This is a genomic window from Halopelagius fulvigenes, assembly GCF_055398025.1.
In genome coordinates, this window is sequence record NZ_AP043846.1 from 225,323 (window position 1) to 238,200 (window position 12,878).

11 protein-coding genes are annotated in these 12,878 nt (G+C 65.1%); 6 read left to right on the forward strand and 5 right to left on the reverse strand.

Annotation, left to right across the window (positions count from 1 at the left end):
- Positions 1-44: 44 nt before the first annotated feature.
- Positions 45-863, forward strand: a complete 819-nt coding sequence (locus ACZ522_RS05440; protein ID WP_379694257.1) for a M14 family metallopeptidase — start codon at positions 45-47, stop codon at positions 861-863.
- A gap of 63 nt (positions 864-926) precedes the next feature.
- Here the strand turns inward: ACZ522_RS05440 and ACZ522_RS05445 are convergent, their stop codons facing one another.
- A complete protein-coding gene (locus ACZ522_RS05445; RefSeq protein WP_379694255.1) occupies positions 927-1,376 on the reverse strand; it encodes a UPF0179 family protein in 450 nt (149 codons plus the stop codon).
- Positions 1,373-1,822, reverse strand: a complete 450-nt coding sequence (locus tag ACZ522_RS05450; protein ID WP_379694253.1) for a DUF5820 family protein — start codon at positions 1,820-1,822, stop codon at positions 1,373-1,375. The genes ACZ522_RS05445 and ACZ522_RS05450 overlap by 4 nt, the downstream gene beginning before the upstream one ends.
- A gap of 498 nt (positions 1,823-2,320) precedes the next feature.
- Here ACZ522_RS05450 and ACZ522_RS05455 point away from each other — a divergent pair, with 498 nt between their 5' ends.
- The 5 genes from ACZ522_RS05455 (at position 2,321) to ACZ522_RS05475 (ending at position 10,704) form a co-directional block, all read left to right on the forward strand.
- Entirely contained in the window at positions 2,321-4,393 is a 2,073-nt protein-coding gene (locus tag ACZ522_RS05455) for a PrkA family serine protein kinase (RefSeq protein WP_379694251.1), read from the forward strand.
- 7 nt (positions 4,394-4,400) lie between these two features.
- Positions 4,401-6,680 (forward strand): PrkA family serine protein kinase, encoded by a 2,280-nt coding sequence (locus ACZ522_RS05460; protein WP_379694249.1) that lies wholly within the window; start codon positions 4,401-4,403, stop codon positions 6,678-6,680.
- Entirely contained in the window at positions 6,671-7,993 is a 1,323-nt protein-coding gene (locus tag ACZ522_RS05465) for a YeaH/YhbH family protein (RefSeq protein WP_379694247.1), read from the forward strand. The genes ACZ522_RS05460 and ACZ522_RS05465 overlap by 10 nt, the downstream gene beginning before the upstream one ends.
- Complete coding sequence (locus tag ACZ522_RS05470; protein WP_379694244.1) at positions 7,990-10,041, forward strand: SpoVR family protein; 2,052 nt, start codon at positions 7,990-7,992, stop codon at positions 10,039-10,041. Before ACZ522_RS05465 ends, ACZ522_RS05470 begins: the two co-directional genes overlap by 4 nt.
- A gap of 99 nt (positions 10,042-10,140) precedes the next feature.
- The gene (locus ACZ522_RS05475; RefSeq protein WP_379694242.1) at positions 10,141-10,704 is read left to right on the forward strand and encodes a DUF7344 domain-containing protein; all 564 of its coding nucleotides are present in this window, start codon (positions 10,141-10,143) and stop codon (positions 10,702-10,704) included.
- Between the two features lie 27 nt (positions 10,705-10,731).
- On the opposite strand, the gene ACZ522_RS05480 is transcribed toward ACZ522_RS05475, so the two are convergent.
- The 3 genes from ACZ522_RS05480 to ACZ522_RS05490 form a co-directional block, all read right to left on the reverse strand.
- A complete protein-coding gene (locus ACZ522_RS05480; RefSeq protein ID WP_379694240.1) occupies positions 10,732-11,181 on the reverse strand; it encodes a disulfide bond formation protein B in 450 nt (149 codons plus the stop codon).
- Positions 11,182-11,223: 42 nt separating this feature from the next.
- Entirely contained in the window at positions 11,224-11,859 is a 636-nt protein-coding gene (locus ACZ522_RS05485) for a DUF7344 domain-containing protein (RefSeq protein WP_464391797.1), read from the reverse strand.
- Positions 11,860-12,098: 239 nt separating this feature from the next.
- Complete coding sequence (locus tag ACZ522_RS05490; protein ID WP_379694236.1) at positions 12,099-12,644, reverse strand: metal-dependent hydrolase; 546 nt, start codon at positions 12,642-12,644, stop codon at positions 12,099-12,101.
- Positions 12,645-12,878 lie beyond the last annotated feature (234 nt).

A 12,878-nucleotide genomic window follows, 5' to 3' on the forward strand; every position in this document is an offset into this window, starting at 1 on the left:
CCCGAATCTTAACCCATTTCCCGCTCCGCCGTTTGAATGTCTCCATGCGAATTTACGAACTGGGAGAGGGAAAGCCGGAGGTGGCCGTCGTCGGAACTATCCACGGCGACGAACCCTGCGGCGTCCGGGCGATAGAGCGCTTCATCGAAACCGAACCCGACGTGGAGCGTCCGGTGAAGCTCATCGTCGCCAACGAGGAGGCCCTCGAAGCGAACGTCCGCTACCTCGAGGAGGACCTCAACCGCGTGTTCCCCGGCGACCCGAACGCCGACAGCCACGAACGCCGCCTCGCGCACGACGTGCTTCGGGAGGTCCGCGACTGCACGACGCTCTCGCTTCACTCCACGCAGTCGTACGGGAGACCGTTCGCGCTCGTGGACACCGTCGGGGCCGCCTCGCGCGCCATCTGCCCGCACCTCCCCATCGAGGAACTGGTCGAGACGGCCGAGTTCGTCGGCGGCCGCCTCATCGACCACACGCACAACATCGACGTCGAGTGCGGTCTGCAGGGTACCGAGGAGGCGGCCGAGAACGCCTACTGGCTCGTCCGGGCGTTCCTCGCCGCGACGGGCGTCCTCGCCGCGCCGTTGGAAGAAGGGGCCGAATCGCCCGTCTCCCTGGAACGGCGCAACGCCGACGAGGTGTCGGTGTACCGGATGCTCGAACGCATCCCCAAGGAACCCGCGAACAAGTACGAGGTGTTCGTGGACAACTTCGAACTCGTCGAGGCGGGCGACCGCTTCGCGGCGGCGGATGACCGGGAGTTCACCGCCGACCGCGACTTCTACCCGGTGTTGCTCTCGGCGTACGGCTACGAGGACGTGTTCGGCTACGCCGCGGACAAAGTCGGAACGCTCGCCTGAGTCGCCGCGGTTCGCTCCCCTTTCCTTCGCTCTCGCCCCGCGTTCCCTCCGGCGCGGACGGGGTTACTCCTCTTTCGGCGCGAACTCGACCATCGTCAGGTCCCTGTCGAGGTGACAGACCTCGTGCGGCGGGTCGCCGAGGACCTCGCTGATGCGGTACTCCTCGTCGAACGCCGCGCCGTCCGGAACGCAGTACTCGTGGCTCGGACACTGCGTGTGCGGACAGGGACCTTCGAGGCGCGCTTTGCTCCCCGCGTAGGACCCCTTGGTGGCGACGTTCGCCGTCACGGGGGCCGGTTCGACTTCGACCGCTCGGACGCCGCTGTCGTGGACGGCGCAGTCGAGCAGTTGGGCGTTCTCCCGGACGTCGGTCACCCGATAGCGGGTCCCCTCTGTGAGGTTCAGACACTGCTTGCGGTACGGGCACCCTTCGCACAGTTCGGACGGACCCTCGTAGACGAACTCGCGTCCGACGTCGGCGAGGCGGTCCCCGATGAGCGTGACCTTCGTCATTCGTCGTCACTAGTCGAGCCGTCCGCATAACGTTGTGCGTCCCGCCCGGTCAACTCGTCGAGTCTCTCGAAGTACTCCTCGCGCGGCACCTGATACAGCGACCGGTAGTCCACCTCGCCGGCGTCGAACCGCCGCGCGAGTTCCTCCGCGGCGGCCACCGCCTCGTCCCGGCTATCGTACGTCTCCGGGGCCGCCTCCACCTGCGGTTCGAGGTACAGCGTCACGTTCCACGTCGTCCCCGCCAGTTGGGCGGCCCCCGGACGCCTCGCGCGCGACCCGTTCGAGACGAAGATGGTCGGCAGGCACTCGGCGGGGAACTCCCCCTCCCTGAACACGTCGGGCCGGTAGACGAGAATTCGCCGCCCGCCCGGTTCGTCGTTCCACAGCGTCCACCCCGCGGGGGCGTCGCCCTCCGCGGCGGCGTCTGCGGTGTCGTCGGCGTTCATACGCGTCCGTTGGCGGCGGACGGGGAACACCCCTTCGGTCGCCCGTTCGCCCACCCCGTCGGACTCCTGTCAGACATAAAGGAACCGAACTGTGGGAAGATTCTGAGGGTTCACCCCGCTCAGGTGCCGCATTTAGACGTACGGCAAAAATTACTCGCGGAAAGACTTATGTATGTCGCTCACTCACACACATTTAGTCTCGGTCGACCGGACCGAGCGACCGACCCTCTCCGAACCGTCCGCCGAACCCCAGACGTTCTGTCGCTATTCGTCGACTCGTCGCCGTCGCCCGTCGCAGACCCGTCGCGCGTTCGAGGAGGGTGGTATGGACAAGCATGCCACGAAACCGGACTTCGACGAGCCGAACTCAGACGACCGGGAGCGAGAGCTCCGGCGCTGAGCGTCGCTCGCCGGCGTCTACCAACGTTCGCTGCGACGCTCTCCGGGCGCGTCGCGGGCGTACGGTCGCTCAGTCCCTCGGGACTCCGTCTATCAACAATGAACGGTGATATCGAAACCCTCGCAGACCTGAGCAAGCACTACAAAGACTCCGTGCCCGCGGACCTCCGCGAGGCTAAGAGCTTCGATTGGTACCTGCAAGAGGTCTACGACGACCCCAGAATCGCTCGCAACGCGCACCAGCGCGTTGCCGACATGTTCGACCACTACGGCACCGCCTACGACGAGGAAGCCGGCGTCGTCGAGTACCTGATGGCCTCGGAGGACCCCATACACGACGGGGAGAACACCTTCTACGGCCGCGAAGTTCACGAGTCCATCCACGAGTTCGTGAACAAGGTGAAGTCGGGCGCTCGCGGCCTCGGGCCGGAGAAGCGTATCAAACTGCTGCTCGGCCCCGTCGGCTCCGGGAAGTCGCACTTCGACTGGATGGTCCGCCGCTACTTCGAGGACTACACGATGCGCGACGACGGTCGGATGTACACCTTCCGGTGGACGAACCTGACCGACGTCATCCGCGACCAAGACCCCGCGGACGCCGTCGTGCAGTCGCCCATGAACCAAGACCCGCTCGTGCTGATTCCGCAGGAGCAGCGCGACGTGATAATCGAGCGCCTCAACGAGCAGCTCGACGCGCCGTACACCATCCGCAACGACCAGGCGCTGGACCCGGCGTCGGAGTTCTACATGGACACCCTGCTGGCGTACTACGACGACGACTTACAGCAGGTGTTGGAGAACCACGTCGAGGTGATCCGCCTCGTCGCCTCCGAGAACAAGCGCCAGTGCGTCGAGACGTTCGAACCGAAGGACAAGAAGAACCAAGACGAGACCGAACTCACCGGCGACGTCAACTACTCGAAACTCGCCGTGTACGGCGAGTCCGACCCCCGCGCGTTCGACTACTCCGGGGCGTTCTGTAACGCCAACCGCGGGCTGTTCTCCGGCGAGGAACTGCTGAAGCTGCAACGGGAGTTCCTCTACGACTTCCTGCACGCGTCGCAGGAACAGACCATCAAGCCCTCGAACAACCCGCGCATCGACATCGACCAGGTCATCGTCGGCCGGACGAACATGCCCGAGTACCGCGAGAAGAAGGGCGACGAGAAGATGGAGGCGTTCAACGACCGGACCAAGCGCATCGACTTCCCGTACGTCCTGGAGTACGAGCAGGAGTCGGAGATTTACCGCAAGATGCTCCGGAACGCCGACGTTCCGGACATGCACATCGAACCGCACACCTTGGAGATGGCCGGCCTGTTCGGCGTCCTCACCCGCATCGTCGAACCCGACGGCAGCAACATCACGCTCACGCAGAAGGCGAAAGCCTACAACGGCGAAATCGACGACGCCGACGACGTGGACGTGAAGAAGCTCCGCGAGGAGGGCGAGTCGAAGGCCGACATCGCCGAGGGGATGGAGGGCATCTCCGCCCGCTTCATCGGCGACGAGATAGCCGAGGCCATCATGGACTCGACCCACCGCGGTCGGTCGTACCTCTCGCCGTTGAACGTCTTCAGCCACTTCGAGGAGAACTTGGAGAACCACGGCTCGATCCCCGAGGACAACCTCGAACGCTACCACCGCTACCTCGAGATGGTGCGCGAGGAGTACAAGGAACGCGCCATCGAGGACGTCCGCCACGCCCTGGCGTACGACTTAGACGAGATCCAGCGGCAGGGCGAGAAGTACATGGACCACGTCATGGCGTACATCGACGACTCGACGGTCCAAGACGAGCTCACCGGCCGCGAACAGGAACCCGACGAGAAGTTCCTCCGCTCCGTCGAGGAGAAGCTGGAGATCCCCGAGGACCGCAAGGACGACTTCCGCCAAGAGGTGTCGAACTGGGTCTCGCGGCGCGCCCGCGAGGGGCAGGCGTTCGACCCGCAGGACAACGACAGACTCCGCCGCGCCCTCGAACGCAAGCTCTGGGAGGACAAGAAGCACAACATCAACTTCTCGGCGTTGGTGTCGGCGAACGAGCTCGACGACGACGAGCGCAACGCGTGGATAGACGCCCTCGTCGAACAGGGCTACTCCCGCGAGGGAGCCCGCGAAGTGCTCGAGTTCGCCGGTGCAGAAGTCGCAAAGAGCGAACTCGAGGCGTGATACAGTAATGGGACCGAAGAAGAACTACATCCGTCGGGCGGACGAACGCCTCCGCGGCACCTACGAGGAGCCGATGAGCCTCGGCGAGTACGTCGACGCGGCGTTCGAACAGCCGTCTATCGCCTCCCACGCCTCGAAGTACCTCGTCGAGGCCATCGAGTCGAAGGGCACGCGGACCGTGATCGAGGAGGGCGAGGAGCGACAGCGCTACCGCTTCTTCGACGACCCCGCCAACGACGGCGAACACGCCATCCTCGGCAACACCGAGGTGCTCAACCGGTTCGTGGATGACCTGCGGACCATCGCCGCCGAGCGAGGGAAGGGCGAGAAGATAATCTGGTTCGACGGTCCCACGGCGACGGGGAAGTCGGAGCTGAAGCGCTGTCTCGTCAACGGCCTCCGCGAGTACTCGAAGACTGAGGCCGGCCGCCGCTACACCGTCGAGTGGAACGTCGCGGCCGCCTCCTCGGACACACGCGGCCTCTCCTATGGCGGCGACGCCGACGAGCAACGCGAGGACGACTGGTACGAGAGTCCGGTGCAGTCGCACCCGCTGTCGGTGTTCCCGGACGACGTGAAGCGCGAACTGCTCGCCGACCTGAACGACAGGGGCGGCGACCACATCCCGGTGTCGCTGAACGAGAGCCTCGACCCGTTCTGCCGGGAGGCGTACGACTACCTCGAAGAGATGTACCGCCGCGCGGGCAAGCGCGAACTGTTCAGCGAGGTCACCGACCCGAAACACCTGCGCGTGAAGAACTACGTCGTGGACGTGGGGCAGGGCATCGGCGTCCTCCACTCGGAGGACGACGGCACGCCCAAGGAGCGACTGGTCGGGTCGTGGATGCCGAGCATGCTCCGCGAACTCGACTCCCGCGGCCGGAAGAACCCGCAGGCGTTCAGCTACGACGGCGTGCTCTCGCAGGGTAACAGCCTCCTGACGATCGTCGAGGACGCCACCCAGCACGCCGACCTGCTCCAGAAACTGCTGAACGTCCCCGACGAGGGGCACGTGAAGCTCGACAAGGGAATCGGGATGGACATCGACACCCAGATGGTCATCATCTCGAACCCGGACCTCGACGTCGAACTCGACAAGTACGCCGACAGGAACGGGCGCGACCCGTTGAAGGCGCTGAAGCGCCGCCTCGACAAACACGAGTTCCGGTACCTGACGAACCTCTCTCTGGAGACGGAGCTCATCCACCGCGAACTGACGAACCAGCGGCCGGTCTGGGACATCGAGGACGAAGAGGAGATACGGGAGCGCATCGAGCAGCCCGTCTTCCTCGACGTGCGCGAGGGACCGGGGTCGATACGGCGACGCGAACTCGCGCCCCACGCCGTCGAGGCCGCCGCGATGTACAGCGTCGTGACGCGCCTCGAATCCGAGGACGTGCCCGGCGAGTACGACATCGTGGACAAGGCGCTCCTGTTCGACAGGGGCTACATCCAGGAGGGCGACACCCGCGTCGGAATCGACGAGTTCGACTTCGACTCCGACGCCGAGGGGACGCACGGCATCCCCGTGACGTTCACCCGCGATATCATCGCCGACCTCCTCCACGACGACAGGGACAGACACCACCCCCACCTCGACGTGGGCGGGGTAGTGATGCCCGAGGACGTCTTGGACGCGATGGCCGAGGGCCTCCACGACGCCCCAGTGTTCTCGCGCGCGGAACGCGCCGAGTACGAGGGCCGCGTCGCACTCGTCAAGGAGTACATCCTCGACAGGCAGGAGGAGGACGTGCTGTCGGCGGTCCTCGCGGAGAAGAACGTCGAACAGGAGACGGTCGAGCAGTACGTCGAACACGTGTACGCGTGGGCGGCGGACGAACAGGTGGAGACCGAACGCGGACCCGTCGACCCCGACCCCCTCATCATGAAACTGTTCGAGACGGAACACCTCGGCCGATTCGACGAGAGCGCGTACGCCGGCAACACCCCCTCCTCGACCGTCGAGGAGTTCCGCCGCGAGAAGGTCATCACGGCGCTGAACCGCTACGCGTGGGAGAACCGTGACGAGGGATTCACCGTCCAGGACGTGGAGCTCTCGGAGATTCCGGTCATCCGCGCGGTGCTGGAGTCGCACGACTGGGACGACGTTCGCCGCCTCTTCGAGGACTTCGACCCCGCACAGTGGGACGACCCGCCGGCGAACACGGAGACCGAACAGGTGAAAGAAAACACGATAGAGCGGATGGTCGACGCCGGGTACACGGAAGCGTCGGCCGAGCTCACGAGTCGCGCAGTCATGCGCGAGGTGCGTTACAGATGGGACTGAGAGAAGACCTCGAACGGTTCCGCGAAGTCGGCGAGGAACGCCGCGAAGACCTCCAAGAGTTCATCAGCTACGGCAACCTCGGCGGGTCGGGACCAGAGAGCATCCAGATACCGATAAAGGTCGTCGACCTCCCGGAGTTCAAGTACGACCGCCTCGACCAGGGCGGCGTCGGACAGGGGAAAGGCGACACGCCCGACGTCGGCCAACCCGTCGGTCCGCCGCAACCCGGCGACGGGGACGGCGACGGCGACGAGGACGGCGACCCGGGCGAGGAGGGCGCAGAGCACGAGTACTACGAGATGGACCCCGAGGAGTTCGCCGAGCAGCTCGACGAGGAGCTCGGCCTCGACCTCGAACCGAAGGGCAAGGAGGTAATCGAGGAGATAGAGGGCGACTTCACCGACGTGACGCGCACCGGCCCCAACAGCACGCTCGACTTCGAGCGCCTGTTCAAGGAGGGGTTGAAGCGCAAGCTGTCGATGGACTTCGACGACGAGTTCGTCCGCGAGGCGATGAAAGTCGAGGGCGAGACGCCCGAGTCCGTCTACCGGTGGTGCCGCGAGCAGAACATCCTCGTCTCCCACGCGTGGATAAACAACGAGTGGGACGACATCGACGAGGACGAACGCGGGAAGTGGAGCTCCTTCGAGGAGATGGAGGAGAACGTCGAACGCCAGACGACGCTCCAGCGCATCCGCCGCGAGGGACTCCGCGACGTGCCGTTCCGACAGGAGGACGAGCGCTACCGCCACCCCGAGATAATCGAGAAGAAGCAGAAGAACGTCGTCGTGGTGAACATCCGCGACGTGTCGGGGTCGATGCGCGAACGCAAGCGCGAACTCGTCGAGCGGACGTTCACGCCGCTGGACTGGTACCTCACGGGCAAGTACGACAACGCCGAGTTCGTCTACATCGCCCACGACGCCGACGCGTGGGAGGTCGAACGCGAGGAGTTCTTCGGCATCCGCTCCGGCGGCGGTACCCGCATCTCCAGCGCGTACGACCTCGCGAAGGAGATCCTCGACGAGCAGTACCCGTGGAGCGAGTGGAACCGCTACGTCTTCGCGGCGGGCGACTCGGAGAACTCCTCGAACGACACGACGGAGAACGTCATCCCCCGGATGCGCGAGATAGACGCGAACCTCCACGCGTACGTCGAGACGCAACCCGGCGGCACCGCCATCAACGCGACGCACGCCGAGGAGGTCGAGCGCTCGTTGAGCGACCAAGGCAACGTCGTCGTCTCGTACGTCTCCTCGCCGGAGGACGTGATGGACGCGATATACGAGATACTGAGCACGGAGCAAGAATGAGCACGAAACGTTTCAGACTGACCGCGCGGCGCGAGGCAGAGTCGCTGGAGGAACCCGTCGAGGAGGCGGGCAACCTTGCGCGAAAACTCGGACTCGAACCGTACCCGGTCAACTACTGGGTCGTAGACCACGACGAGATGAACCAACTCATCGCCTACGGCGGGTTCCAACGGCGCTACCCGCACTGGCGGTGGGGCATGACGTACGACCGCCAGCGCAAGCAGGACCAGTTCGGCATGGGCAAGGCGTTCGAGATCGTCAACAACGACAACCCGAGCCACGCCTTCCTGCAGGAGTCGAACTCGCTGGCCGACCAGAAGGCGGTCATCACCCACGTCGAGGCGCACGCGGACTTCTTCCGCAACAACGACTGGTTCGGCATGTTCGTCGGCGACACCGAACTCGACGCCGCGGCGATGCTCGAACGCCACGGCGAGGCTATCCAGAAGTACATGGAGGACCCCGAGATAGACCGCGAGGAGGTCGAACGGTTCATCGACGCCGCGCTCTGTCTCGAAGACACCATCGACCAACACCGGACCCTCGCGGACGCCTTAGAGGGACGCGAACGCGTCCAACCCGAGGACCTCCGGAAGCGCCTCGAAGACATGGACATCTCCTCGGACGTGCGCCGGCAGGTGTTCGACGAGGAGTGGTTGGACGACTTCGCCGAGGCCGAAGCGGAGGCCGCCAAACTCGACGAACCGCGCAAGGACGTGCTGGCGTTCGTCCGCCAACACGGCATGCGCTACGACGAGGAGGAGGGCAAGGCCGTCGAGATGGAACCGTGGCAGAAGGACGTGCTGGACATGCTCCGCACGGAGGCGTACTACTTCGCCGCTCAGAAGATGACGAAGGTGATGAACGAGGGCTGGGCCGCCTACTGGGAGTCGCTCATGATGGGCGAGGAACAGTTCGCCGGCACGGACGAGTTCATCACGTACGCCGACCACCAAGCGCGCGTCCTCGGGTCGCCCGGCCTCAACCCCTACAAGCTGGGGAAGGAGCTGTGGGAGTACATCGAGAACACGACGAACCGCAGCGAGGTGGCCGACAAGCTGCTCCGCGTGAAGGGCGTCACGTGGCGGAACTTCCACGAGGTCATCGACTTCGGGGAGGTCCAAGAGCTCATCCAGCCGAACCCCGCCATCGACTCCGTCCGCCCGGAGACGCTGGACGAACTCGCCGAACTCGACGAGGGCGACCCGCGCATCGACTGGTCCGCCCTCGACGCCGCCCTCTCGGGCGACGTCGCCGAGGACACCTCGGCGGGCCACCAGACGCAGTCTGGTGACGTGGACGTCGAGACGTACCCGTGGAAGGTGCTGACGTACGAGGGGCTGGCGGAGCGACACTTCTCGCTCGTGAAGCCGCAGAACCGCGGGTTCCTCCGACGCATCCGCCGGTCCGAGCTCGAACAGCTGTCGCGGTACATGTTCGACGACGAGCAGTACGACACCGTCGAGGAGGCACTCGACGACGTGGACTACGCCGCCGGCTGGGACCGGATGCGCGAGATTCGGGAGAGCCACAACGACGTGACGTTCCTCGACGCGTTCCTCACGCAGGAGTTCGTCACCGACAACAACTACTTCACCTACGAGTTCACGCGCTCGACCGACCAGTTCCGCGTCGCCAGCGTGGACTACGAGGACGTCAAGAAGAAGCTGCTCCTGCAGTTCACGAACTTCGGGAAGCCCACCATCGCCGTCTACGACGGCAACTTCCACAACCGCAACGAACTGCTGTTGGGTCACCAGTACAACGGCATCATGCTGGACGTCAGGCAGGCGAAGGGCGTCCTCGAACGCCTCTACGACATCTGGGGTCGGCCGGTCAACCTCATGACCATCGTCAAGGAGTTCGACGAACACGAGGTGGAGGTGGCCCGCCGCCGCAACCGCGAACCCGTCCCCAAGGAGGTCGGAAAGCGCATCCGGTACGACGGGTCGGCGTTCGAGACGTACGACCTCGACCCGGAACTGGAGGAGCGCATCCAAGCGACCGACATTGACTACGACACCAAACCCGACGAGTGGTTGTCGTAGTCCGACCGATCTTCTCCCGTCTCCCCGACTCCTGTCTTACCGGGTGAATGTCAGTATAGGATATATTCTTAACCCCGGCGACGAGACTCTGAGCCGAACATGCCTGCGGGAGGGGTCGAGTCGCGGGGGGCGACGGACGACGGAGACGGAGCGACGCTCGGCGAGGCGGAGATACACGACGTTCTTAGAAACGACCGGCGCAGGCTGGTCATCGAACGTCTCCGCGACGACAGCGGCGAGGAGTCCGTCGCCGACTTGGCCGAGCTGATAGCGAGCATCGAGTCCGGCGAGTCGCCGCCGCCGCGGAACGTCAGACAGAGCGTCTACGTGTCGCTCCACCAGACGCACCTCCCGAAACTCGACGAACTGGGAATCGTGACGTACGACGACGAGGAGAAGCGAGTCGCCATCGCCGACGGCGCGGACGAGGTGGCCGTCTACATGGAAGTCGTCCCGAAGTACGGCATCTCGTGGGCGGAGTACTACCTCGGCGTCGGCGTCCTCGGCCTCCTGTCGGTCCTCGGGCAGGCCGTCGGCGTCCCGACGCTCGCCGCACTCGACCCGACGCTCGTCGCCGCCGCGTTTCTCGTTCTCGTCGTCCTCTCGGCGGCGTACCAACTGCTCGACCAGCGGAGTTCGCTCCTCCACCGACTGCAGGAGTGAGCGCCGAGAAGGGGGCGCCGTCGGCCGTTACGAGATGCTTCGCCGGGCGTCCGCCGCCCACGCGTCCTCGCGAGCGAACGCGAGCGTCGCCACGAGTCCCGTTATCAGGACGAACGCTATCAGCGAGAGGCGCGGAATCGTGAGCAGTCCGCCGAGCATCGCGTACTGAATCGACGCGCACCCGCCGCCGAGCGAACACGTCCCCCCGCCGGGCGCGACTTGGAGGTAGACGTGGTACGCGGCGACGACGGTGCCGAGTCCCGACAACGGGAGCACGGTTCGGTACACCTCTGACCGTCGTTCGACGGCGGCGACGCCGAGGACGACGACGAGAGGGTACATCAGGATCCGCTGATACCAACAGAGGTCGCACGGCACCAATCCGAGTCCGAGGCTGAAGTAGAGGCTGCCGGCGGTGGCGACGGCGGCGACGGTCGTCGCACCCCCGAGGACGGCCCGCGTCCGACGTGTGGCCATGTCTTCGACGGCGCGGCGAACGCTCTTGAACGTGTCGTTGGTTCAGTCGCCTCCGTCTTCGCCGCCGTCGGCGACCGTTTCGTCGAGCGGGTTCCGACTCGGGCGGGCGGAGTCCGGCGGCGCGGAGTCGGGGTCAACCGTCGCCGATCGGACCTGGTACGTGTGTACCGCCGCCGACGCCGCGAAGACGACGGTCACGACGCCGGCGTAGACGATGTCGGGGAGCATCGGGAACGGGAAGAACCCCACCCACGCGAAGAAGACGATGAGCGCGGAGAGGCCCGCGAGCGCGAGGTAGTAGACGGACCACGACTCCGTGGGTTCGCTCTGGATGTTGAGGTACGGTTCCAACTGGCCCGCCCGTTCCGTCAGTTCGACCGTCCCCCTGTCTCGGTCGTAGACGACGACGCCGATGTCGTCGAGTTTCGGGAGGTGCGTCTGGTGGAGCGACGTGTACACCCGCTTTCGCTGTTTGTACTTCAGTTCGTCCGTCGAGACTCCGTTCTCCCACGCTGCGACCTGTTGGGAGAGTTCCCGAACCGACGCGGTTCCGGACTGGCGGTGGAGGTGGTGGAGGACCAGACGACGCCTGCGGTTGCTCAGCATCGAGAAGATGTCGTCTTTCGTCAGACTATCGTCGTCGGCCACCTGCGTAAACAACCGCTCGGTCTCTAACACATCTTCCCTCCCCTCAATGTACCTGTACATATTTTGGCGGTTGATATAAACCATCCCCTAAACCGCAACCCGTCGGGCTTGCGAACTCGTCCGGAAGCGGAAAAACCGCCTGTCGCCGTTGCAGAAGCTCCCTCGTATATATGTGTGGATTTCCGTGAACGGAACCGATCGCTCCGGTTGCGCTCGGCGGGACTCCGCGAGAACCGACCTCGGGTCGCCGACGGCCGCGGGCCGCGGCGTCACGTTCGCTTCGAGCGTTCGGTGTTGGCCGTCTCGCGCAGGTAGAGGGCGATGTGAATCGCGAGTGCCGCCGCGAGGAGGCCGCCGTTCCAGACGAACGCGCTGTAGTAGATGAAGTCGATGGAGATGGACCGGACGACGAACGGCCAGAGCGGTTCCAAGGGCGGGTTCCCGCCGGCCCCGGCCGACAGCATGTCGATGAACAGGTGACTCAAGCCGCCGAGGAGGAGGCCCCCCGCGACGAAGAGGTACACCGTCGACGACGACGGCACTTTGCCGGCGTCTCGACGCCACCACCGCCGAAGCGTCGGCCCCGCGAGGGGCGCGAGGACCGCGCCTCCGAGGAGGGCGACCGTCCCGACGAACAGCACGGTGTGCGTGGGCCCGTGGTGGACGACGCCGGGGAGATAGAGGTCGATATCGGGAACCATCACCGTCAGCAGGACGACGCCGACGAACGCGAGACTGAGCCGCCTCCCCGGGAACGCCCACGCCGGAACCGCCCACAGGAGGCCCATCGCAACGTGTCCCAGAACGTCGACCACGGTACCGTACACACCGCGGGTCAGACTGAAAACGAGTGTGGCCGTCGGTGGGGATTCGAACCTCACCCGCAAATCGAAGATTTGCTCGCTGGCTCACGTCCCCTGTCCGCATCTTCAGCCTCGTCAGCGTGAGTGACTTTGTGGAGGAACTTGCTTGGTCTGAGAGCCACAGATTCCCAGAAAGGAACCGGTCACCCACTCCGCTTGAGAGCGACACAAGCATCACGCAATTGC